Annotated in this window: 20 protein-coding genes; all 20 read right to left on the bottom strand. The window is 60.0% G+C overall.

The annotated features are described in order from the left end of the window. Positions 1–76 precede the first annotated feature (76 nt). A complete protein-coding gene (locus ACO0LO_RS09505; protein WP_422963970.1) occupies positions 77–544 on the bottom strand; it encodes a cache domain-containing protein in 468 nt (155 codons plus the stop codon). A 111-nt stretch (positions 545–655) separates the two neighbouring features. Next, complete coding sequence (locus tag ACO0LO_RS09500; protein ID WP_422963969.1) at positions 656–1444, bottom strand: crotonase/enoyl-CoA hydratase family protein; 789 nt, start codon at positions 1442–1444, stop codon at positions 656–658. A gap of 21 nt (positions 1445–1465) precedes the next feature. Beyond that, positions 1466–2407, bottom strand: a complete 942-nt coding sequence (locus ACO0LO_RS09495; RefSeq protein ID WP_422963968.1) for a 3-hydroxyacyl-CoA dehydrogenase NAD-binding domain-containing protein — start codon at positions 2405–2407, stop codon at positions 1466–1468. Positions 2408–2451: 44 nt separating this feature from the next. Further along, entirely contained in the window at positions 2452–3435 is a 984-nt protein-coding gene (locus ACO0LO_RS09490) for a helix-turn-helix transcriptional regulator (RefSeq protein WP_422963967.1), read from the bottom strand. A 103-nt stretch (positions 3436–3538) separates the two neighbouring features. Next, positions 3539–5389 carry a feruloyl-CoA synthase gene (locus ACO0LO_RS09485; protein WP_422963966.1) on the bottom strand — a complete coding sequence of 617 codons (1851 nt, stop codon included), beginning with the start codon at positions 5387–5389 and terminating at the stop codon, positions 3539–3541. 4 nt (positions 5390–5393) lie between these two features. Further along, positions 5394–6554, bottom strand: coding sequence for an ABC transporter substrate-binding protein (locus ACO0LO_RS09480; RefSeq protein ID WP_422963965.1), 1161 nt, complete (start codon positions 6552–6554; stop codon positions 5394–5396). Between the two features lie 254 nt (positions 6555–6808). Continuing rightward, a complete protein-coding gene (locus ACO0LO_RS09475) occupies positions 6809–7228 on the bottom strand; it encodes a hypothetical protein (protein ID WP_422964118.1) in 420 nt (139 codons plus the stop codon). 89 nt (positions 7229–7317) lie between these two features. After that, positions 7318–8640: an MFS transporter gene (locus ACO0LO_RS09470; protein WP_422963964.1), complete on the bottom strand. Its 1323-nt coding sequence runs from the start codon at positions 8638–8640 to the stop codon at positions 7318–7320. Between the two features lie 93 nt (positions 8641–8733). After that, positions 8734–9684, bottom strand: a complete 951-nt coding sequence (locus ACO0LO_RS09465; RefSeq protein WP_422963963.1) for a hydroxymethylglutaryl-CoA lyase — start codon at positions 9682–9684, stop codon at positions 8734–8736. Beyond that, entirely contained in the window at positions 9681–10874 is a 1194-nt protein-coding gene (locus tag ACO0LO_RS09460) for a CaiB/BaiF CoA transferase family protein (RefSeq protein ID WP_422963962.1), read from the bottom strand. Before ACO0LO_RS09460 ends, ACO0LO_RS09465 begins: the two co-directional genes overlap by 4 nt. Before the next feature lie 130 nt (positions 10875–11004). Further along, on the bottom strand, positions 11005–11931 hold the full coding sequence (locus ACO0LO_RS09455; RefSeq protein WP_422963961.1) for a LysR substrate-binding domain-containing protein: 927 nt from the start codon (positions 11929–11931) through the stop codon (positions 11005–11007). Between the two features lie 41 nt (positions 11932–11972). Then, the gene (gene yiaA, locus ACO0LO_RS09450; protein WP_422963960.1) at positions 11973–12401 is read right to left on the bottom strand and encodes an inner membrane protein YiaA; all 429 of its coding nucleotides are present in this window, start codon (positions 12399–12401) and stop codon (positions 11973–11975) included. 107 nt (positions 12402–12508) lie between these two features. Further along, positions 12509–13303: a DUF72 domain-containing protein gene (locus ACO0LO_RS09445; RefSeq protein ID WP_422963959.1), complete on the bottom strand. Its 795-nt coding sequence runs from the start codon at positions 13301–13303 to the stop codon at positions 12509–12511. A gap of 198 nt (positions 13304–13501) precedes the next feature. Further along, positions 13502–15040, bottom strand: a complete 1539-nt coding sequence (locus ACO0LO_RS09440; RefSeq protein WP_422963958.1) for a PEP-CTERM sorting domain-containing protein — start codon at positions 15038–15040, stop codon at positions 13502–13504. Between the two features lie 150 nt (positions 15041–15190). Further along, the gene (locus ACO0LO_RS09435) at positions 15191–16597 is read right to left on the bottom strand and encodes an MFS transporter (RefSeq protein WP_422963957.1); all 1407 of its coding nucleotides are present in this window, start codon (positions 16595–16597) and stop codon (positions 15191–15193) included. A gap of 399 nt (positions 16598–16996) precedes the next feature. Further along, the gene (locus tag ACO0LO_RS09430) at positions 16997–17284 is read right to left on the bottom strand and encodes a hypothetical protein (RefSeq protein ID WP_422963956.1); all 288 of its coding nucleotides are present in this window, start codon (positions 17282–17284) and stop codon (positions 16997–16999) included. A 211-nt stretch (positions 17285–17495) separates the two neighbouring features. Next, positions 17496–18965 (bottom strand): diguanylate cyclase domain-containing protein, encoded by a 1470-nt coding sequence (locus tag ACO0LO_RS09425; protein WP_422963955.1) that lies wholly within the window; start codon positions 18963–18965, stop codon positions 17496–17498. A gap of 144 nt (positions 18966–19109) precedes the next feature. Then, a complete protein-coding gene (locus tag ACO0LO_RS09420; protein WP_422963954.1) occupies positions 19110–20159 on the bottom strand; it encodes a histone deacetylase family protein in 1050 nt (349 codons plus the stop codon). A 111-nt stretch (positions 20160–20270) separates the two neighbouring features. Beyond that, positions 20271–21410: an alpha-hydroxy acid oxidase gene (locus ACO0LO_RS09415; protein ID WP_422963953.1), complete on the bottom strand. Its 1140-nt coding sequence runs from the start codon at positions 21408–21410 to the stop codon at positions 20271–20273. A 259-nt stretch (positions 21411–21669) separates the two neighbouring features. Next, the gene (locus tag ACO0LO_RS09410) at positions 21670–24270 is read right to left on the bottom strand and encodes a PepSY domain-containing protein (RefSeq protein WP_422963952.1); all 2601 of its coding nucleotides are present in this window, start codon (positions 24268–24270) and stop codon (positions 21670–21672) included. Between the last annotated feature and the right edge of the window lie 444 nt (positions 24271–24714).

Below are 24714 nucleotides of genomic sequence, written 5' to 3'. Positions count from 1 at the left end.
TTTAAAGCAGGCGCACAAAACAGACAGGCCGGAATCTTTCGAAGATTCCGGCCTGTCTGTTTTATGCGCGGGCGTCTTACTTGCGGTAGATGCCTACACCGAGAAAGACATCGTCGCTGACGCGCTTGATGTATGAAGTCTTCGGTTCTATCTGCTTTGTCACCGGGTTGACCCACTGGTAATCCACCCAGCCCGCCCCCTTGGACTGGGCCAGATCGGCCATCGCCTTGGAGAATTGCTTGCCGTCCGCATCTTTCAGCTGCGACAAGTCCTTGCCATTCATTTTGGCATTGGTTGCATGACAGATCATTTTGGCCTGCATGTCCTGCACGAACACATACAGCTCTCCCTGGATGTAGCCGCCGTTAGGATCGGCAAAATCCTTGCAGGCGGCTTCCACGCCTTTTTTCTTGACATCGGCCACCGCTTTATCCACCAGCGCCACGGCGGCGTCCTTGGTGGCGGTCTGTGCCTGTGCAGGGACAGCAGCGGCGAACAGTGCTGCCGCCAATGGGGCGAGGCCGAGAATGGCGAGTTTTTTCATACAAGTCTCCTTCGTGGTTTTATGGATATGCCATGCGTTGGCATGGTCAGGCTCTGCAGAACAGGCTTCTTTTAATTATGATGCATTGAAGCAATACCGCAAAGTGTTTTGTCAGCTGGCCGGCCTGACCTTGTTTGTTTTCAGGTCGACAAATGCCGCCAGCCGCTGCTGCGTATCGGGGTCGCTCTGTGCAACGGCTGCCATCAGCGCTTCCGTCACCATGCCGTCCTGTATGGATTGCTCGACAACACGCGGCAATACGTGCAGCACGCCGTAATTGGTCAGCGGCGCGTTGCCAACCACTTTTTGCGCCAGCTCCATTGCCTTGCCCAGGCCTTCTCCCGGTGCCACCAGATACTGGGAGACGCCCGCCCTGAGGCCCTCCTCTGCATTCAACACACGGCCGGTCAGCATCATGTCCGTCATGCAAGCCACGCCAACCAGGCGCGGAATGCGCACCGAGCCGCCGCCGCCGACGAACAGGCCGCGTTGCCCTTCAGGCAGCGCATAAAAGGAAGTCGATTCGGCAATACGGATATGGGTCGCCGCCGCCAACTCCAGTCCACCGCCGACCACGGCGCCTTTCAGCACCGAAATGACCGGCACCCGGCCGAACTGTATGCGCTCGAATGCATGATGCCAGGAGCGCGAATGGAACATCGCCTCTGCCGCACTGCGGCCGCGCACCTCGGACAAATCCAGCCCGGCGCAAAAATGCTCGCCGTCGCCCTGTATCACGACCGCCTTGAAGCCGGCGTCCAGTGTTTCAAAATAGGCTTGCAGCTCGCGTATCGTGGCGTCATTCAGTGCATTGCGCTTGGCCGCACGGGCCAGCGATACGATGGCGATATCGCCGTTCGTCTCGATACGCAGGTTTTCTGTGGCTTGTTGCTGGTTCATGCTGGCAATCTTTTATGAATACTAAGGCAGGGTTTTCGATGCGGCTTTGGCATCGATCAGGCCGATCAGCAGGTGGTCGCGCTCAGACTCCAGCAGCCCGGATTGCCTGCCCTGTAATTCTTCCTGCACGCCAGCGGTAATTTTTTGCTTCAGTTCCTCGGTGATCGACGGCGTGCCGAGGTCGGCCCACCAGCTCTCTATCGGTGGACCCAGGTGATCCAGCAGATGGCGGATGCCGCCTTCGCCGCCCGACAGGTGCAGGTTCAGGAAAGGGCCCATCAGCGCCCAGCGCAAGCCGGGGCCATAGGCAATCGCGGTATCGATATCGCCGACCGATGCGACGCCCTGGTCTACCAGGTGGAAAGCCTCGCGCCACAGCGCAGCCTGCAAACGGTTGGCGATATGGCCCTTTACTTCCTTGCGCGGATGGATGGGGCGTTTGCCGATTGCGGCATAGAACGCCATCGCCGTATCCACCGCCTGCTGCGAAGTCTGCTCACCGCCTATCACTTCCACCAGCGGTATCATGTGCGGCGGATTGAACGGATGGCCCAATACCACCCTGCCCGGATGCGCGCAGGCGGCCTGCACCCTGCTCATCAGCAGGCCGGAGGAACTCGATGCCAGCACCACATGCGCCGGCAGTGCCGCATCCATGCGGCGGAACAGCTCTATCTTCAGGTCTTCCCGCTCCGGGCCGTTTTCCTGTACGAAGTCGACACCCTGCAAGGCCGCTTCCAGTTCAGGATAAAAAGTCAGCCTGTCGGGTGATGCACCGGCTGCCAGGCCCAGCTTCTCCATCGTCGGCCAGTGGCGCTCTACCGTCTTGCGCAGTTTTTCTTCTGCGCCCGGCATCGGGTCCGTTGCCGATACATCCAGGCCCTGGGCCAAAAAATAGGCAACCCAGCTGGCGCCGATAACGCCGGTGCCGACCACGGCAACGCGTTTTACAGGTGTATCCATCTTGCATCCATTTCTGTGTTCGTTTTTGTACTCAGTGTGCTTACTCAGGCCTTGCGGGGCGCCAGCAGGGCCGTCAGTTCCTTGACCGTCTCAGCCACGCTCCTGTCTGAAGTCTGCACGGTAAGATGCGCGAGCTGATAGGCGCTTTCGCGCGCTTCCAGCGTGCGCAGGATGTTTTCCATCGCCTCTTGTTTCAGCTGCGGGCTGGCGATGCGCGCGTCATGCTGCGCCATCACCCTGGCAAAATGCTCTTCGGGCCGGGCCTTCAGCCATACGTTGTAAAACGAGTGCTGCAGCAGTTCAAATGTTGCCGGTTCCGCCACGATACCGCCGCCGGTTGCCAGCACCACTTCCGGATAAGTCGCGATGACGCGTTCCAGGCAGCGCTGTTCCAGCCTGCGATAGCCGGCCTGCCCGTAGATCCAGAAGATTTCATTCAGCGTGATGCCCGCTTCCTGTTCAATCTCTCGGTTCAGCTCAACAAACGGCACTTTCAATTTGGCCGCAAGCAACGGCCCCAGCGTAGATTTTCCGGCGCCGCGCAAACCTATCAGCGCCACCTTGCGCGGCGGCGCGCCGCCGCCCTTCCTGCCGGACACATGCTCAACCAGCACGCGCCGTATCTCCGCCAGTTGCTCCGGCGATTGCCGCTTCAGCAATTCCACGACCAGCGCGTAGTTGCTGCCGTAGCGCTCGTTATCGGCCAGCAGATTTTCAATCGGCAGGTTCAGCGCCATCGCCAGCCTGTACAGCACCGCAATCGAAATATTGCCGTCACCCTTTTCCACCCGCGACAGATAGGGCAGGGAAATGCCGGATTCGGACGCCAGCTGTTTCATCGTCATCGCGCGTGCAGCCCGTGCCGAACGCACACGCTGGCCCAGCTGCATCGACAGCTCCGCGGTTTCCACCGCGCCGGACTTGTCCACCAGCTTGTCTGCCGCCTGTTGCTGCCTTCCTCCACGCTGAATACTCTTGCCCGCCACCTTAACGGTCTTGACAGTGTCTTCCGCCGCAGTTTTTTTCATGTTTCCCTTGCGATCCGGCATAGTCGATGCTCTATTTTTAATTTCAAAGGCACATTGTAGTAGACCGCATTCATTTCGCCCTATTTCGCTGCATTCTTTGAACTTACAGGCCTATCACTCCACTATCGTGAATATCCGCATAAAGCCGATCCACCAGTTCAGGGCGATTGCGCAATACTGCGGCCTGGTTCACATAACCCTTGTCGGTAATTTCATTGCCGTCCACGGACAAGACTTGCTCCATGAACAAAGCATGCGTCGCATAGGTGGATGATCCGCTGCCGGTGCGCCGCACTTCTTCCATACCTTGGCGCACATGGGTGCGTACCGACTGATGCGCAAACACGTCTGCCAGCGGTGCATCGTCCGCCATGCCCGCGAGCCTGCGGCAGGCAGCGATATTGGGCAACAGCAGCAAGCGAATATCGTTGCGGTCATGCCCGGCGATGATGGCATCCTGCAGCAGCGGCGCCATTTTTTCTATCACGCGCAGGCGCAGCGCCCCGACGCTGACCCAGGTTCCCGTCGTCAGCTTGAAATCTTCAGCGACGCGGCCATCGAAGAACAGGCCCAGCTCCGGTTTTTTCTCATCCACAAAGCGCACTGCATCGCCCATGATGTAGAAGCCGTCTTCGTCGAATACCTTGGCCGACAGCTCCGGCTGCTTGTAGTAGCCGGGCGTGATGTTCGGCCCCTTGACGCGGACTTCCAGCTTTTCGCCGCAGGGCAACAGTTTCAGCGTAACGCCTGGAATTGGCAGGCCGATGACGCCAGAGCGTTCTGCCTGGAAGTTGCAATCGGTTGCCAGCGGTGCGGTTTCCGTCGATCCCCAGGCCGTCACCATCGGTATTACATAGCCCAGCTCCTGCATTGAAATTTCCTCCAGTGCTTCCCAAAGATGCTGCGGCAACGCTGCCGCCGCATAGAAAATCACCTGCAGCCGGGAAAAGAACCGTTCGCGCAAAGCGGCGTCGCTGCGCAGTATCGGCACCAGCATATCGAAGCCGCGCGGCACGTTCAGGTACATCGTCGGCGCCACATCGCGCAAGTTGGCGATGCTGATGTCAAACAAACCCGGCACCGGCTTGCCTGCATCCAGATACAGCGTGCCGCCGTTGGCCAGGATCAGGTTGAAATTGTGGTTGCTGCCGAAAGTATGGTTCCACGGCAGCCAGTCCAGCAGCACCGGCGGCGTCTGTTTCAGGAAGGGCCATACCTGCAGCTTGCCTTGCTGGTTGGAGCACAGCATACGCTGGGTATTGATCACACCCTTGGGCTCGCTGGTGGAGCCCGATGTGAACAATATCTTTGCCACGGTATCCGCACCGACGTCCGCATATTTTTCTGCAACGGCTGCTTCATCGAGATGCGTCAGCAAGCGCGAGAAACCGACGCCGCCGGCGGGTGGTAATTTGCCGTCGGCAACGACGACAGTCGCTTCATGCAAACCCTCAATCGCCGCCAGCGCACCGGCGAACAACGCGGCATCTGCCACGTAGATCACCGAAGGGTCCAGTCGCCTGACCAGGCTTTTCAACTTAGCATGGTCTTTCGACACCACCGAATACGCAGGAGAAATCGCCGAATAGGGAATGCCGATGTGCATGCACGCCAGCATCAGCATCGCATGCTCCACGCTGTTATCCGACAACACCACTACTGGACGTTCAGGCCCGATATTGCGGCGGAGCAGCCAGCTCGCAATGCGGTAAATACGCTCGCGCGCCTGCGCAAACGTCACACCGGTCCAGCGCCCTTCGCCATTGCGCTCCAGGATGAAGCCGCGGTCCGGCGTTTCTGCAGCCCAGTGCTCCAAATATTCGCCCAGGCAGCGCGCGTGCGCTTGCAGCGGCATCGGCGACTCAAGGAAGATGGCGCCATCGGCGCGCCGTGTCAGGCTTACCTGCGGCTCGGAAAAGAGCGCAGGTTTTTTATCGGCTTCGGGCATGCTCATGGACTCACTGCGCATTGATCAATTTCCAGTCACCCTTGTCCACCTTGACCAGTACCCGCGCGCGCGCATCGTGGCCATAGTGGTCGGTTGGGCTCATGTTGAACACGCCATGGGTGCCGACCACTTCGCGTTCCGCCTCGATCGCGTCGCGCAGCGCCTGCCTGAACTCCGGCGTGCCAGGCTTGGCTTTTTTCAGGGCCACCGGCACCGCCGCGGCAAAGATGCTGTAGGCATCCTGCGCGTGCGCACCGAATGAAGACAATGAGCCGGCGCCATACTTCTCTTCATACAGGCGCGTATATTCCAGCCCCGCCTTTTTCGACGGATGGCTGTCCGGCAACTGCGCGGCCACCACGACTGGCCCCACCGGCAATATCGTGCCTTCCACGCCCTTGCCGCCTACGCGGATATATTCCTTGGTCGCAGTGCCATGGGTCTGGTAGATTTGCCCTTTGTAGCCGCGCTCCACCAGCGCCAGCTGCGGCAGGGCAGACGGCGTACCGGAGGCGGCGATCAGGATTACGTCCGGCCTTGTGGCAACCAGCTTCAGCACCTGGCCCGTGACGCTGGTATCGGTGCGGTTGAAGCGCTCGACAACGGGGATTGTGATGCCCGCTGCTTCCGCCGCCCTGGTCATTTCCCTGAGCCAGCCCTCGCCATAGCCGTCGGTGTAGCCGATGAAGCCTATGGTCTTGACCTTGTTGGCCTTCATGTGTTCAGCCAGCGCCTGCGCCATGACCGCATTGTGCTGCGGCGAGCGGAATACCCAGCGGTTTTTGTCACCCGCCAGCTCTATCGGCGACAGCGATAGTTGAGGTGTCCTGGTTTCATTGGCTACCTCGGCAATCGCCAGCGCAGGCGGCACTGATGAAGAACCGATGATCAGGTCTACCTGGTTTTCAGTCACGAACTTGCGCGCGTTCTTGGTCGCCTGCGTGGCGTCAGTCGCATCGTCCAGCACGATGTAGTTGACTTTCTCCCCGGCTATCATCGCCGGGAATAGTGCCACGGTATTTTTTTCCGGTATGCCCAACGACGCGCCAGGACCGGTTGCGCACACCGACACGCCTACATTGATGTCCGCCCATGCAGGCGCCGCGGCGAACACAAGCATTGCAGCCGCAATGGGAACCGCCCGGCCAATCTGGCCAATTTTTTTATCCATGTCTCCTCCAGTAATACTTTGTCGTTATGTCGATTTTCTCGATCTGTTGTCAGCAAGGTATTTTGCTTAAATATACTATACGCAATATAAATTTAAAAGACAACTATAATTTTACAGCTGTTTTTACAGGAGTAGCGGACGCAACATCGCTATGGACGATAAAAAAGGCCGCACCCATTTGCATGGGCACGGCCTTTTCGGAGTGTAACGTGTAGCCTGTGTGCGGCGTTCAGGCCGCAGGCTGGCTGGGCGGCTTATTGCGCTTTCGCATGCTGCGACAGCGCAACGTCTTTATAGTCGTAGGTAGGATAAAACTCGGTGCGGTAGGCGCCCCATGCGGTATCTTCCAGCACGCGGTTCACTTCACGGATACGGGACGCGGGGAGCTTCAGCACAATTACCTGGCCTATGCCCATCGCCACATTCCAGCTGACTACTTCCATGCCGGCCGGTGGAAAGGCTTTGTAAAAGCCCTGTTTTTCAAGCTGCGCATTCAGTTCGCCCAAAGGGCGCGACTGGTCATGCCTGAGGAAAACCGTGAGCAGGACCGCATTGTCCGGCGTCGCGGCAGCGCTGCCCGCCTTGGGCGCGGCCACCGTCTGCGCATATGCGCCCGACGAAACACAGACAATGGCAGCGGCCAGCAGCCGGCTGAATATGCGGCGAAATCCCATCTCCATCATGCACTCCTCCAGGTAAGTTATGACAAACCTGCAAGATTATACGGCACAAAGAATATCGCCACCGGCAGCCATCGCCCCCACTACTCCCTGCTGCGCAACTTCTCCGGCAAGCCGTAAGCCAGGATCAGCACGCACAGCAGGGCCATGCAGCCTATGACATACAGCGCAGGCGTGGTGCTGCCCGTCATGTCCTTGATGCGGCCCACCATGACCGGGCTGACAATACCGCCCAGTTGGCCCAGCGTATTGATCAGCGCGATGCCGCCGGCAGCGCCCGCCCCCGTCACCAGCTTGGGCGGCAATGCCCAGAAGGCAGGGATGGCGGCGACCACACCGGCGCCCAGTGCGCACAGCGCAACGATCAGCAGCACGGTCTGCTTGTCGAACAGGCCTGCCATGAAAAAGCCCACCGAGGCCAGCAGCATCAGGCCGATGACGAACTTGCGGCGCTCGCCGCTGGCGTCGGACATGCGGCCTACCAGTACCATGCTGATGGCGCCGCAGATATACGGGATTGCCGTCAGCAGGCCGATAACGGTTGGGTTCTGCGTGCCTGCAGTACGGATCAGGTGCGGCGCCCAGAAGTTGAGCCCGTAGGAAGCGACCTGGATCAGGAAGTACACCAGGCCCAGCGTCAAAAAGCCGGGGGTTTTGATCGCACTGATGAAGGAATGGCCGCCCAGGTCCTTGTTCTGCTGTGCGATGCGGCTGCGCAGCAGGTCGCGTTCTTCGCCTGACAGCCAGGTAGCGTCTTCTATCCTGTCTTTCAGCTGGCTCAGCACGACCAGGCCCAGAACGATGCACGGCAGGCCGCCCAACAGGAACAGCCAGTGCCAGCCGCGCACACCCATCACGCCTTCCAGGTTGCTGAGGATAAGGCCGGACACCGGCGCACCAATCAGGCCCGCAAAAGCCGATGCCAGGAACAGCAAGGATGTGATGCGGCCACGGAACGCAGCCGGGAACCACAGCGTCAGGTAATACAGCACACCGGGCGCAAAACCGGCTTCCATCGCGCCGATGACAAAACGCAGCCCGTAGAATTGCCATTCGCTGGACACGAAGATCATCGCCGCGGTGGCAATGCCCCACGAGATCATGATGCGGGCAATCCAGCGCCGCGCGCCGACCTTGTACAGGAACATATTGCTCGGCACTTCAAACAGCACGTAGCCGACCACGAACAGGCTCGCGCCCAGGCCGTAGGCAGTGTCGCTCAGGCCCAGGTCGCCCTGCAGCTGAAATTTGGCGAAACTGATGTTGATGCGGTCGAAAAAAGCGAACAGATAGCAGATCATCACCAGCGGCATGATGCGCCACGCGACCTTGCGGACAACGGAGGATTCATCCAGCGGTATTGCTGCGCCGGCCAGGGTCGCGGCAAATGAGGTTTGGGTATTCATAAAGTCTCCTGTCGGGCGCATCGGGGCGCCGCTTATGGTGTGTTGTATAGGATACTGCTACAGCAAATCTGCCTGGTGCCAGCCGGAGCGGCATCAGGCCGCGGCGGCTCTCACCGGCACGGGATGCAGCTCCGTCGCCAGCCCGGCCTTGGCTACCTGGCTGGGTACATCATGGCCCAGCAAGGCCGGCAGTTTCCTGGACAGCCTGATCAGTGCCGGCAGGTCGATCCCGGTTTCTATGCCGGTTTCATGGCACAGGTTGACCAGGTCCTCAGTGCAGACGTTGCCCGATGCGCCCGGCGCAAAGGGACAGCCTCCCAGGCCACCTAGCGATGCATCGAAACGGCGCGCGCCGGCCTCGTAAGCGGCCATGACATTGACCAGCCCCAGGCCGCGGGTATTGTGAAAATGCAGTGTCAGCGCCGCTGCGGGAACGATGTCCAGCACCTGCTTCACCAGCGTGGCTACCTGCCTTGGATTAGCCATGCCGGTGGTATCCGCCAGCGTGATGCCCTGGATACCCATTTCCCGGTATTGCCGCACCAGCGACAGCACACGGTCTTCCGCTATCCTGCCCTCGAAAGGGCAGCCGAAGGCTGTCGCCACCGTACCGTTCAGGCTCACCGCAGCCTGCCTGGTCTGCTTCGCCTGCGCCGTCATCTCCACGATGCCGGAAAACGCTGACAGCGATTCTTCGCAGCGCATGCGCATATTGGCGCGGTTGTGCGCCTGGCTGGCCGACATCACCAGGTTCAGTTCGTCAGCGCCGGCCTGCAATGCACGCTGCGCCCCTTGCAGGTTCGGGATCAGCGCCACGTATACGACGCCTGGCTTGCGGGCGATGCGGGAAAACACTTCCGCGCCGTCGCGCAATGCCGGAATCGCCTTCGGCGATACGAAGGAGCCGGCTTCTATGCGCGAGAAACCCAGTTCAGACAGGCTGTCGATCAGCGCGATTTTTTCTTCCGTGGGCACCCAGGTAGGCTCTATCTGCAAGCCGTCGCGCGGCGACACTTCCTGCACTATCATGCGTTCGCCGCTCATTGCACGACCCCGCTGTCTTTCAGGCGCTGGATCTGGTCCAGCTGCATGCCGAGGCTGCCCAGCAGTTCTGCGGTATGCGCGCCCAGCGCCGGTCCTTGCCAATGTATCTCGCCCGGCGTGTCAGACAGCTTGGGAACGATGCCCGGCATTTTTACTTTCACTCCGCCCGGCAGTTCGGCCGACAGGATCATGTCGCGCTGCTGGTAATGCGGGTCGTTGACAATATCTTCCACTGAATAAATGCGCCCCGCCGGTACTTCCGCCTTTTCCAGCACTGCCAGCACATCGGCAATCGGCCGGCTGGACGTCCAGCCGGCGATGGCCGCATCCAGCAGCGCGACCCTGGCGACGCGGCCGTCGTTATGCGCGAATGCAGGGTCTTCCGCCAGGTCGCTACGGCCTATCGCCAGCATCAACCGCTTGAAGATGGGGTCGCTGTTGCCGGCGATGACGACATAACCGCCATCGCGGGTGGGATACGTATTCGAAGGCGCAATGCCCGGCAGCGAACCGCCGCTGCGCTGGCGTACATGGCCCAGCAGGTCGTATTCCGGTATCAGGCTTTCCATCAGGTTGAAGACGCTTTCCACCAGCGACACGTCCACCACCTGGCCCTGGCCCTGGCCTGTCTTGACACGCAGCACCGACATCAGCGCGCCCATGATCGCATGCAGGGATGCCAGCGAATCGCCGAGGCTGATGCCGACGCGCGGCGGCACGCCGTCAGGTTCGCCGGTGGTAAAACGGATGCCGCCCATGGCCTCGCCTATCGCGCCGAAACCGGGACGGTCCCGGTAAGGGCCGGTCTGGCCGTAGCCGGAAATGCGCACCATCGTCAGCGCGGGGTTCAGCGCATGCAGCACGTCCCAGCCCAGGCCCAGCTTTTCCAGCGCGCCGGGCTTGAAATTTTCTATCAGGATGTCGGCATCTGCAGCGAGCTGCTTGATGATGTCTATGCCTTCGGGGGATTTGAGGTTGATCGCAATCGACTTTTTATTACGTGATTGCAAATACCACCACAGCGAAGTACCTTCGTGCAGCTTCCGCCATTTGCGGATGGGGTCGCCGCTGTCGGGCGCCTCGATTTTAATGACTTCAGCGCCGAATTCAGCCAGCATGCGCGCCGCAAACGGCGCTGCGATCAAGGTTCCGATCTCAATTACCCGGATACCTTTCAGGGGTCCACTCATTACAGTCTCCATCTATCTTTTTTTCAGGATAGAGAAGAGCCTGTATGGCGTCCAATCGTAAATTTTCGATGAGCGTTCGCGAAAAGAGAACGCTCACCGGGAGGCGCTTCCGTCAGCCTGAGGCCGCAGCCTAGCCCGCATGCGCGCGCTGCTCGGCGCCGCACAGGTGCTCGTACAGCGCCTGCGTCACCGGCGACAGGCTGCCGGCATCGCGGACCACGATCAGCAGTTCACGCTCAGCCCAGGCCTCATCCAGCCTGACCGATACCAGGCCGAGCGGACGGCCTATTGCCAGGAAAACGTCGTAAGGCACCAGGCCTATGCCCATGCCAACCTGCGCCATGCGGCAAACCGCATCGAAGCTGGGAACATGGATGCGCATCTTCAGCGCGCGGCCTGCGGCGCGCGCGGCGAGGTGGGTGCGGGAGTTGATGGAGCTGTCGGCATGCATGCCGACGTAGTCGCTGTCCAGCGTGTCGGCAAAACTCAGTTGCGGACGGCTGGCCAGCGGGTGGTCTTCGCGCATGACCAGTGCCAGCCGGTCGCGCCGGTACACCTGCGTCTGCAGTTCACGGGTGTCGACATCGGATGAGCAGATGCCGATATCGGCCCAGCTGTCCTCTACTCCCTTGACCACGCTGCTGCTGGGCCGTTCATTCAGGTCCAGCTTGATCTGTGCATGCAGCTGCATGAAAGCGCGCAAGTCTTCAGGCAGAAATTCGACAATGGCGGAAATATTGGCGACCATGCGGACGAAACCGCGTATGCCCTGCGCGTGCTCGGCCAGTTCCAGGCCCAGGCTTTCAACGCTGAGCAGCATGCGCTTGGCATGGGTCAGCAGGGTTTCGCCGGCCGGCGTCAGGTCCATGCCTCTGGCCTTGCGCACGAACAGCGCCACGCCCAGCGCCTGCTCCAGCTCAACCAGGCGCTTGCTGGCGGCGGAAACGGCAATCGCCTCGCGCTCGGCGGCGCGTGTCAGCGTGCGCTCTTCGTGGATCGCCAGGAAGAGCTGCAGGGTGGTGAGGTCGATGCGCCTCAACAGGTTGGTCAGTGCCATAGACGATTACGATAGCATGGAACAGCCTGCTTCCGCAGGCCTCAGTTTTCCTGAAGCGCAGGAGAAACGTCGTCCTTCGACATCGACAGGTCGCGCACATTCTTTTGCACGGCAACCGCAGCAAACAGGCTCAGCAGGAAAGCCATTGCGTAAAAGCCTTTTTCGCTGGGCGCCAGCGTCGCATTGAACAGGCCTACCGCCAGCAGCAGGATCGCCAAGCCGGTCGACAGCCAGCACAAACCGAAATAAATACCGGTGACAGGAATTCCTTCCATGCGGTCGCGCACCGATTTCTGCAGCGATACAGCGGAGAACAAACCATACATGAAGACGGTGAAGTAATAGCCTTTTTCATTCAGTTGCATGCCCGCATTCCACAGGCCCATCATGAAAGCGACAGCGCCCACCAGCAGCGCGGTCCATGATGCGCCGATGAAAGCGCCGGTCGGTTTCTGGATTTGCGGTTTCAAACTGTTCTCCTTTGTGGTGGCTTGCCAGCAATATAGCCTATCGTTGCAAAGTGAACAATCTTTGTGTGCGGCCGCGATACCGTGCTGGAGAAGCTGCAGCGCGAAAATCAGCGATGCGCTTGAAAGGAAGCCAACAGCAAGGCATTCCAGAATGCCGCACCCTGCGCCGTATTATCGAAGATGCACCAGACCTGCTTGCCCTGCCGCTGCTGCTCTGCCAGCGTTTTTTGCAGGTCGTCCAAATAATCGCTGCTGTATGCGGAGTAGTACATGTCCGGACTCCCATGCAGTCGGTGATAGACCAGCGGCGAGGCATCCGGCAGCTCTGCGTCCCTGAATCCCGGCGGTTGCGGATCGGCCTGCACCAGCGCAAGCCGGTACTTTTGTATCAGTTCAAGCGCGTCGGGGCCGAACCACGTGGGATGCCTCGGCTCCAGCGCCAGCGGCGCGTCTGTCTGTTGCCGCAGGCCGGCGATGAAGCGCCCGGCCACGCGCGGTTCAAATTGCAGGCTGGGCGGCAGCTGTATCAGCAGGCACCCCAGTTTTTCGCGCAAGTGCGCAACTTCTTTCACAAAGCTGTTCAGCTCATGGTCGCAATTTGCCAGCCTGAGCAGGTGGGTCACCGTGCGCGGCAATTTGACTGAAAAACGGAAGCCTGCGGGCACGCTGAGACGCCAGCGCTCGTAGGTGGCCGGCATGTGGGAGCGGTAGAAGGAGGTATTGATTTCCACGGCAGAGAACAGCTCTGCATAGCGTTGCAGGTGGCTTTTGTCGTGTTCCGCCTGCTGCTGGTGCTGCAATTGCTGCTGGAAAGGCAGCAGGACCGGAAACTCTTCAACAGCCTGGTCGGGCAATTGGCGTGGAACGCTCCAGCCGGCGCAGCCGAGATACAGTGAGGCCATAAGCGATACCGGGTTCTGACACAGATAATCGGTAACCTGTTATGGCGGCAAAAACTCTTGGTGATATTCAACTACGGTAATGCGCAAGCAGTCGACGGCATAACAGGTAGATTAAGCCATGTTAGCCGTGCGGATATTGCTCTTCTGTACGTTGGCGTACCCATCTGCGTGCCATGGTTTGGCACGCAGATGGGTGTATTACATGGACTTGCGGCGACGCATCACCAGCAAACCGCCTATGCCCAGCAGCAGCAAGGCGCCGGATGCAGGTTCAGGTACGGAAGACGGCGCAAACGACACGCCTTTGAACGTGGAGTCCGCAGGCGCGGACGCCAGCAGCGTAAATGCCTCGTCGCTTGCTTTTACCGATGCCGATAGCAGGTCGGTGATGCCGAACAGGAAGGTCGAGTCGGTGTCGCCTATGGTGTAATTGGTGGCAAACAGCTGCACTTCGCCGTCGTCCAGGGTCTTGCCCGTCAGGCCCAGCAAACCGGTAGTGCCGGAGGCGGCATCGTTCTTCACAAGGTTCAGGCCAGTGGACAGGGTATAAACCAGTACCCAGGTGCCGCTGCCATCGGTTTTGCTGTTGACCCATTTTTGCAGGCCGCCGTCGCCCACGGTAATTGCAGGGCCGTTTTTCACGGCTGCGCTGTCATTCTTGGGGATGCCGCTGTCGGCTACATACAGCGTGGACGCATTCGCAAAATAGTAGCTCTCGGGGCTAAGGTTAACCACCAGGTCCTTGGTGTTGATGCCGTTGCCGTTCGTCGCGGTAATCGTCAGTTTGCCGGTGCCGCCGGAATTGCCGAAACCGTTCAGCTGCGCAGGACCGTTGCCGCTGTTGGCCTGGCTGGTAGGCAGCGCACCGGGTGCGCCCAGCGTGCCGATGAAATCGCGATTACTTCCGCTGCCCTGCTTGCTGTCGGCGGACACATACAGCTGGCCGTTATAGACCTGCACTATCCTCGTATCCTGCGCCGACGCATGGCTGTCGGTATCGAGGCCGGTGATCGCCGTCGCCGACGAGCTGCCTTTGGTTGCGTAGAAAACGCCGCCGGTCTTGTCGCCGCTGACACCCTGGCCGGACACATAGAAGGAGCTGCCGTCCATCGTGTAGGCGCTACGCGGGTTGTTGCCGTTGAAAACGTTATACAGCGTAGTGGAGGAGTCAACGGTGCCTGCCGCATCGATCAATGCGACAACCCGGGCGATGGGCGTATAGGCCGACTGGTTTGTCATGCTGCCGGACTGCGCCAGCGCGTTGGGCTTGGTCGGATCGTTGACGGCGGTGCCGTACTGCGTAGGGTTGGCATTAAAAGTCGCCGCATTGATGCCGTAACCCATGATCGTCAAGTATTTGCCGTCGCCGGACAGTTGCAGCATGCCTTCAGAAGAAGAACCGTATTCGGCGGACACTGCGGAATTTTTGCCGGAACTGGTTTGTGGCAGTACCATCGCATTGACGTAGGATGCGCTGCTGGTGCCGTTGGTCTGGAACTGGAACAGCGTCAGCGGCGAAGCCTGGTTATCGGTATAGCTGCCGGAAGTAGCGCCATACACGCCGTTACCCTCTACGCTGACGACCAGGTTGCCCGGTACGAAAAACGGTGAAGCGGATGCCGGCATGGACATCAGCATTGCCAGCGTAGCGGCAACCGCAGCAGCGATACCGGTTTTTATTGCAGGAAGGCGATGCACTGCCGGCTGATGAAGGTGTTTCGTACGAGTTTGCGTCATGGTTATCCCCAGGGGTGTATGAATTCTTATAGAACTAAATTGTCAAAAATTTAGTTACAAAAAAATCATGCTAACAACCGGGTGTGACAATTACATGACATGCGCCACGGATTTCACAATGTTTAATGTTCCGTGCTCGTAAACCTCGATTCAGGCCGCTCCGTGTTGGCCGCGCGTCACAAACAGGCGCGAAAAACTGGCGAGACATGCGGCAGCGGCAAAGGCAGCGCCCAGGCCCAGCGCCAGTGCCTCACCGTTTTTGGCCGAGATGATGAAGCAAAATGCCACCAGCGCAGCACCGGAAGCCTGGCCTATCAGCCGCGCCGTCGCAACGATGCCGCTGGCGCCGCCGCTGCGTTCCGGCGGTGCGCTGCCCATGATCGCTTTCAGGTTCGGCGCCTGGAAAAAACCGAAGCCGATACCGCATATCGCCATGCGCCAGCAGATATCGAATACCGATGGATGATGGGGCATCAGGATCAGTGACACCAGACCGGCAGCCAGCGCCGCCAACCCTATGCCGCCCAGCAGGCCGGGCGAATAGTGGTCGCTCAGGCGGCCGGCGATCGGCGCCATGACAGCAACCAGTACCGCCCACGGCGTCAGCAGGAAGCCGGTTTCCACCGGCGAGCGGCCTAGCACCGCCTCAAAATAGAAAGGCAAAGACACAAAAGCCAGGCCCTGTGCGGCAAACGTGCAGACCGCTGTCAGCGCCGACAATGCAAACAGCGGCCGGCGGAACAGGTCCACCGGCAGCATCGGCGCCTCATGCCCGGCCTGCCGCCGCAGCAGCAGGAAGAAAAACATCAGTGTCCCACCCGCTTCCAGTACGATGGTCTTCACATCCACCATGTGCGCGGCATCGCCGAACAGCAGGATCAGCATGCCGAAGGCGCCCACATTGTAAAGCGCCGTCAACGCATCGAACTTGTGACTGGCGGCCTTGGTTACCGGTAGCGCCTTGCGCGCCAGGAACACTGCGACCACGCCCAGCGGTACATTAATGGCAAACAGCCAGGACCATGATGCAATCGACAATATCACCGATGCCAGTGTCGGCCCGACGGCAAAGCCCACCGCCACCACCAGCGAGTTGAAACCGAATCCCCGCCCCAGCAGCCGGGAAGGATAGATCAGCCGTAGCATTGCCGTGTTCACCCCCATGATGGCGCTCGCGCCAATACCCTGGAACAGCCGCGCGACAATCAGCGAAGGCAAATTCCACGCACAGGCACAGCCCAGCGACGCAATCGTGAACAGGGCCAGGCCGAAAATACAGATGCGTCGATAGCTGAAAATTTCACCCAATGCGGCAAACGGCAGCAGCGTGGCCACCATCGCCAGCTGGTAAACGTTGACGATCCACACAGAATCGGCCGGTGTCGCATTCAGCTGGGCGGCAATATTGGGCAGCGCAGTATTGGCGATCGCCGTATCCAGCGTTGCCATGCTGACGCCGATGGCCACGGAAACCATAGCCCAGCGCCGTTCCGCATCCGGCAAGCCATCCCTCTCGACTACTTCATTGTTCGTTTTATTGGCAATTTGGCTAGCCATTTTTATCTACACCTAAAATATTGCACCGCAAAAATATGATGATGCTACCAGCATCCGGCGCATTTCGCTGAAGACGAGGCAGTACAGGGCAGCGAAATGCCGCAAGCGCGGCGGATTATCTGAAGTGTAGTGAATTGTCTGAGGCGCGGCGTCGCCCTTACGCCACTGTGGGAATATTAGTGACGTGCGCCGCGCTGGGCTCGCCCTATCATCGAAACTCGCCGGTCTGCATTCCAAAAAAAATAGACAAGGCAAGGCCGATCCGCGCTTTCGCCATCCGTTCTTCTGGTTGGCATATGTGACATCGGGCGATCCGGCCGGTAACCTGTACCGCCAATAAAAAATCCGGCATATATGCCGGATTTTTTTACCGCAGATGCGGCCCTTGCAGCAATACGCTTATTTGGTAGGCGCTGGCTTCGCTGTTTCTGCCGTCATGTCTTTCTTCGCATCCTTGGCGACGTGCTTGCTGCCTTTTGCGTGCTTGGTTTTCTTGGCTGTTTTTTCAGCCGGTGCAGCAGCGGATGCGCTTGCAGCAGGTGCGGCCGGAGCAGCGGCGGTGGCCGATGTGGCGGCTTTCGCGGAAGCGGCGGGCGCAGCAGGAGCGGCTGGCTTGGCTGGTGTTTGAGCGAACGCTGTACCCATAGCAAAGGTAGCAGCAACGAGGGTGGCGATCAGCTTGTTCATGGTGTGTCCCTATCTGGTGGTTATCGTAAGCAGTCCTTACGTGCTCATATAACGGGGATGGGTTTCATTCTGTTGACGGGAAATGTGTTGCAAGTTGTTACGACACAGTTGTACACAATTGGCGCAGCTTATGTGCGCCGTTGTGCGCCGTGGCCCCACGGCGCAACCGAACCGGATGCTGCCGTACTACCTGTCTCAGCATCAGTTACCGTTAGCTATTTTCATGTCGCCTGTCGGAACCTTTGACTGCGGCATAATATGCGCGCTTGCCCCGGTACATCATCTGGTCGGCTCTTTGCACAACGGCCTCCAGGCGTTCTCCGGGCTGGCTGGTGGCGGAACCCATCGAGATGCTGAGTACGGAACCTGAGTAGAACTGGTTGTTGATTTCTATCAGCTCCTGGATACTGTCTATCAGCGCCAGCGCGTCCCTTTCTTCGCTGGCCGGCATGATGATGGCGAATTCGTCGCCGCCTATGCGGGCGGCGTGGTTGGGTTTATCGACCGCCTTGCCGAGAACCTCGCCCACGCGGCGCAGCAGCGAATCGCCCGCCGCATGGCCCAGCTGATCATTCGCTTCCTTCAGCCCGTTGAGATCGCCGATGATGATCGTAACCGGGTGCGGACCTTTGCGTTCCAGCCGGTTCAGTTCGTCCACCATGAAGGCGCGGTTATGCAGCTTGGTCAGTGCATCGTGCTTGCCCAGGAATTCCAGGTAAGCCTCGGCCTTTTTGCGAGCAGAGATATCGGTCAGCGCAATCAATATCTGGTCCCAGTTTTTTTCATGGCCGGGCAAAATGGAAAATTGCAGGTGTACATGCAATTGTTCGCCGGTCAACGCATAGTTGACCACTTCGCGCTGGTGAAACTGCTTGCCGTTCCACAGGTCGATCAGTTGTTCCTTGAAATGCGGTTGCAGATCGTCGTGGAAGATTTCACTCAGGCTGCGCAGCAGCGTCGGCTTGTCGGGCGACGCGAACATGCTCAGCGTCTGCTGGTTGACATCGATGATCCTGATCTCCTGCATGCAGCGTTCGACAAATTCCGGATGCACGTCGGTGAAGGTGCGAAAATCGCTGATGCCGCGCTCGCGCAGTTCGTCGAACAGCGTTTTTATGTGACTGAAGTCTTCGACCCACAGCGACACCGGCGAATGCTCGAACAAGCCGCGCGCATAGTCTTCACTCGCGGCAAGCTTGCGCCGGGCGCTCTCGCGTTCGCTGACATTTTCTATCGCTACCAGCACGCGTTCCCAGCTGCTTTCATAACCGGGCAGCACGCTGCCGTTCAGTTGTATGTCCAGGCGCTTGCCGGACAGGCTGTAGTTCACTGTATTGCTGGAAAATATCTGTTTGCCGTCCCATAGCTGAACCAGCTGGTCAACGTGCGTAGCCAGCATATCGTCACGGAAGATGCGGCCAAGATTGCCGACCAGATGCTGCAGGTCGTCCGCCTCAAACAGGCTCAGCGTCTTGCGGTTGACCTTCAGCACGCGGATCTGCCGCGAACAGGCGCTGATGCGTTCCGGGTCTTGCAGCAGGTAACCACGCAGGTCGGTGATCCCCTGCGCGCGCCACTGCTCCATCAATTGCCGGACGCCGCTGAAATCTTCCAGCCACAACGAAACCGGCGCCAGTTCGAACATGTCGGCGTCTACACTTTGATCGGGCTGGATAGGCATGGCGGTACGGAGTCGTTGTCGATGCACGCAGTGTAATAGTTTTAGGCGCAGCTGTGTCGGCGTACGCGCGCGCCCTGCCCGCAATCACGCAGAATCATGCATAGCCGTTGCGGAAATGCGAATACCTGAGGCAGACCAGCAGGTTCAGCCGCCGAAACCCTGCAGCACATTGACGACGTTGATCCCAACCTCGGCCACAGCATAACCGCCTTCAAAGATGAATACCGTCGGCAAGCCTGCGGAGGCAATCGCCTGTCCGACCTGCAGGTAATCGGCCGTACGCAAGGCAAACCCGGAAATGGGATCGCCCTCGAAGGTATCGACGCCGAGCGACACGACCAGCGCCTGCGCGCCGAAGCGGCGGACCGCCTCCAGCCCGCTTTGCAATACTTGGCGCCAGGCCGGGAATGCAGTACCGCGCGGCAGGGGAAAGTTCAGGTTGTAACCCAGCCCGGGACCGGCGCCGCGCTCGTCCGCATAACCGAGGAAAAATGGATATTCGGTGCGCGGATCGCCATGCAGCGACACAGTCAGCACGTCGCTGCGCTCATAAAAGATGCTTTGCGTGCCATTGCCGTGGTGGTAGTCCACGTCCAGCACGGCGACTCTGTGCAGACCGCTGTCCAACAGTGTCTGCACCGCCAGCGCGGCATTGTTGAGGAAGCAGTAACCGCCGAAAAAATCGGCGCCCGCGTGATGCCCCGGTGGACGGCTCAGCGCAAATGCATGGCGCGGCGCGGCCGCCGTGCCGGAAGCAACTGCACGTGCCGCCGAGATCGCGCAGGCGGCGCCCGCCCTTGCAGCGGTCCAGGTGCCTGCCGTCAGCGGCGTGCCGGCGTCGAAAGAAAACAGGCCCATGCGGGCGGCGAAATTATCCGGCAGTACGTCGTGCCGGAAGCTGCGCGTGGGCCAAACCGAAGGCAGCGCATCGATTTCCGCATTGGCCGGGTCCAGCGCCACCCATTCGTCCCATGCGCCGGCCAGGAAATCCAGGTAGCGGCGGCTGTGGATGCGCTCCAGCTCGGCGATGGTCACCTCCGGCGGTGTGTGCAGCGAGCCGACGGGGCGGCGCTGCAATTCGGCCAGCACGTGGTCCAGCCGGTCCGGCACTTCGTGGCAAGGCACCAGGCGGCCGCGAAACATTTCATGGCGGCCCTGGTGCAGGTGATGAACGGGGTTATGGAAGACTTGCATGCGCGGCTATCCTCAGCGTTTCGGCGAAAGACTATAGGATAGCCGTAAAGCGGCGCTGTCGCCTGCCGCTATGCGGCCGTTTGGCCGGCGGCTGGCAACGGCCGGAATGAATTAATAAACCGCAAGGTTTTGCAGGTTGACCTGTCGGATGTCCTTGGTGCCGGTCAGCGCCATGCTGACGTCCAGTTCCTTGTGCAGGATTTCCAGCATTTTGGTCACCCCTTCTTCGCCCATCGCACCCAGGCTATACAGGAAAGCCCGGCCTATCATCGTGCCTTTGGCGCCCAATGCCGTCGCTTTCAGGATGTCCTGGCCGGTGCGGATGCCGCCGTCAAACCATACTTCAATCTGGTCGCCGACCGCTTCCACGATGGCCGGCAAGGCTTGCACTGACGACATTGCGCTGTCCAGCTGGCGGCCGCCATGGTTACTGACCACCAGCGCATCGGCGCCGGAAGCCACTGCCAGTTTCGCGTCTTCCACATCCAGGATGCCTTTCAGGATCAGCTTGCCGCCCCACTCCTGCTTGATCCAGGCGACGTCTTCCCATGACAGCGTGGGGTCGAACTGGCTGGCGGTCCACTGGCTCAGCGTCTGTATGCCGCTGGCGCCGCCCTGCACATGGCCCGCCAGGTTGCCGAAGGTCTTGCGGCCTGTCAGCGCGCGCAGCGCCCAGCCAGGTTTGCTGGCCAGGTCGATCAGGTTGGCGATGGTGATGCGCGGCGGCACCGACATGCCGTTCTTGATGTCCTTATGGCGCTGGCCGAGTATCTGCAAATCCAGCGTCAATACCAGCGCCGAGCATTTCGCGTTCTTGGCGCGCTGTATCATCTCCCGCACAAAACCGCGGTCGCGCATCACGTACAGCTGGAACCAGAATGGCTTGGTGGTGACGCTGGCCACGTCTTCTATCGAACAGATGCTCATCGTGGACAGCGTGAATGGAATGCCGAATTTTTCCGCGGCGATGGCGCCCAGCATTTCACCGTTGGCCCACTGCATGCCGGTCAGCCCGGTCGGCGCGATCGCAACCGGCATCGTCACGTCATGGCCTATCATCGTCGTGCGGGTGCTGCGCTGGTCAACATTGATGGCGACCCGCTGCCGCAGTTTGATACGGGCCAGGTCATCGGTATTGGCGCGGTAGGTGCTTTCGGTATAGGAACCGCTGTCGGCGTAGTCGTAAAAAGCTTTCGGCACCCGTTTCTTGGCGAGAACGCGTAAATCTTCTACGCAGGTAATGACAGGCATGCTGTTTCTCCGTTCCGGTTATATCGTTTGATGTATCAATGTGCGGAAAGTGTAGGGCAAAACAGCGGCGCCATGGCGGAATTCCATTCAGCCGCTGGGTGAAGTATTTTCAGCGCAGGCCCCTTGGCGCGCATGAAAGCTGCCCCATTGAGTGAATTTAATGTAAAAAGAATAATTTCAATATCGACATTCGGCTTATAAAAAAGCCATCCGTGACAAACCGGATGGCTCTTGGGGCAACTCTGCGACGCGCGCAGGGTCAGTACACGTCGCGCCTGTAGCGACCTTCCGCGATCAGGTCGCCCAGCGCGGCTTCGCCCAGGATATCGGTCAGTACCGCATCCACGCCCGCGGCCATGCCGCGCAGGCTGCCGCAAACATAGATCACGGCGCCCTGCTCTACCCACTCGCGCAAGCGTTCCGCATTCTCGGCCAGCTTGTCCTGCACGTAGATGCGCTGCGGCTGGTCGCGCGAGAACGCCAGGTCCACATGGCTCAGCGCGCCGTCTGCCTGCCATTGCCCGATTTCGTCGCGGTAATGGAAATCATGGGCAAACTGGCGCTCGCCAAACAGCAGCCAGTTGCGGTGCTGCCCCTGCGCGATACGCGCGCGCAGCAGGCCGCGCAAGCCGGCCAGACCGGAACCGTTGCCGATGAAGATGCAGGGCTGGTCGCCTGCCGCCAGTTCAAATGCGGGGTTCGCCAGAAGGCGCAGGTCGATGTTGCCGCCCGTTGGCATGTATTCGGTCAGCCAGCCGGACGATACGCCGAGACCGTCTTCATGCCTGTTCTGCCGCACCAGCAGGTGGACCCTGCCTTCTGCCTCGACCGACGCCACCGAATAGCGGCGCGACACCAGCGGTTTCAGCGTATCTGCCAGCTGCTGCGCATGCATCCCGCCGAGTTCGCCGGCAGACGGCAGGTTGCTGCAGGCCAGCGCCTCGGCCAGCGTACTTGTCTTGCCCTGATACTGCACGGGCGCCGCGCCATCCAGGCCTAACCGCCCCAGCAACAGCGCAATGCGGTCCGGCGCATGGCGCGGCAGCACTTCTGCCAGCGCGCCCGGCTGCCACTGGGCCGCTGCACCGCCGGCAGCCAGCTCAAGGTGATAGATGGGTTCGCCCAGGCTATGCGGGTTCAAGAGTCGGCGCTCCAGCAATTGCCATGCGCGGTAAGGCGTTTCCTGTACATATCCCTTTACAGCGGACGCATCATTCGCAGATTCCGCCTTGCCGCTCAGGCCCGCCAGCTGCTTTTGCCAGCGCGACAATGCCTGCGCATCGCTATTGTCCGCTTCTATCATCGGGAACAGGGCTTGCGCACCCTGGTTGCGCAGCCAGTGGTCCAGCGTATGCCCGAAACCACAGAATTTTTCATAGTTGCTATCGCCCAGCGCCAGCATGCCGTACTGCACATGCGCCAGGCCGCTGGCGGGCTGGTGTGTCAGCTGCCTGGCGAATTTGCGCGCAGCGTCCGGCGGTTCGCCTTCGCCGAAGGTGGAGACGACGAACAGCACGCGGTGGTAGTGCCGCAGTTTTTCTGTATCCAGCTGCGACAGCGACAGCACCGTGGTGTCCACGCCGTCATTCTGCAAGGCTGCCGCAGTGCGCCACGCCAGCCCTTCGGCCCGGCCCGATTGCGTGGCGAAGGCCAGCAGCACCTGGTCCTGGCTGGCCACCTGGACAGAGCCGGCCGCAGCCAGACCGCGCGCGCCGGCGCGCAAGATTGCCTGCTCCGCCCTGACCTGGCGTTTTTTCCTGCGCCGGTCTAGGTACAGCATCCAACCGGTGATGGAAAACAGCGGCAGCACCAGCGCGGCGATGGTCATGAAGATCCTGCCCGGCAGACCGAAATAAGTGCCCATGTGCAGCGGATAGATCGCGGCGATGGCCTTGCCGCCGGTGGTTTTATCGGCGTAACGCAGATTCTGCGTGACCTTGCCGGTCAGTGGTTCGATGGAAATGCGGTTGCGCGCCTGCTCATGCGGCGGGTTCGGGTCCAGGTAGGTAATCTGTACCGGCTGCCCTGCCTTGTCGGGCATGCGGATGCTGAGCTTGCTGTATGGGCCGCCTTCTTTCTGGAACACTTCCCAGGCCAGCGTCAGGTCTGCCGGCGCTTCGGCTTTTTTCGGCTTGCCGACTTTTTTCTCTGCCTGCACCGGCGGTACCCTGCGCGGAGCGACGGCTTCGCCGGCTATCGTATTCAAGCCTTGCTTGAACCAGTCGAAAGCCCAGTACATGCCGGTGACCGTGGACACCAGGTACATCAGCAGTGCGCAGGTGCCGATGACGGAGTGCAGGTTCCACAGGAAAGAGCGCCCGGTCAGTGCAAAATCCAGCCGGAACCAGGAACGCAGCGACAGCGGCTTGCGCGGCCAGCGCATATACAGGCCCGACAGCGCCAGCACGAACAGGCAGGCAGCGATGACGCCGGCAACGAGCTTGCCAGTCTCGGTAGGCAGCAGCAGCCAGCGGTGCAGCTGCTCCACCCATTCAAAAAAATCCTGGCCTGCGGCGCGCGGCAGCAGCTCGCCGGTGTACGGGTTCGCATAGCGTATCTCGCCACGCCGAACACCCAGCGGCGGCGCATAGGTAATCTTGGCCGACTCGCCTGCTTCAGCCGAAATCGCCAGCGTGACGATGCGCCGCTCAGGGTCCAGCGCCCGGATCTTGCCCAGCAATTGCTCCGGCGCGAGCATCGGTGTGGCGACAGGCGCTACATGCACGATGCCAGGATTGAGCGCATCCACGATTTCTTCGTGGAAGCTTAACAGGGCGCCGGTAACGCCTATGACGATCATCACGGTACCGGCGGTAATTCCCAGGAACCAGTGAATTTGAAACCAGATTTTTTTGAACATGGGTCTGCTGCGGTATAAACGTCGCTAAGAAACGTGGCTATGCGAATGTTGGCTACAGGTGATTATTTTTGCGCCTCTCCGGCTGCCGGCCTGCGCGTCTCGCTTGCAGCTGCCGGCAATGACGGCAGCACAGGAGTGTGCGGCATGGCGGTTAAGCGTTTTCTAAGTACGAGCGCTTAGTGACCTGGGAGCAATTGACATGTTACCACGAATAGTAATGGTTCTCATTTTTATTCATGAGAGTACTTCGCAATGCGGCGTCGTGCCAACCCAGGCCATACGGGACCGGCTGATCCGCAATATTGATGATGCAATGTAGAACAGCAGCGGCGTTATACACGCCTATACGCTGGTGGCACCCCGGATGTGCTGATCAAGCGCGTTCGGCTTCTACCGCGACCTCCATCCTGCGCGACGGCATATGCACTGTGCTGGCGTGCAACC

The sequence above is a fragment of the Undibacterium sp. TJN25 genome (genome assembly GCF_049339885.1).
Taxonomy (GTDB): domain Bacteria; phylum Pseudomonadota; class Gammaproteobacteria; order Burkholderiales; family Burkholderiaceae_D; genus Undibacterium.
Note: the sequence above shows the minus strand (reverse complement) of the source record. Positions and strands in the feature narration are given on the sequence as shown.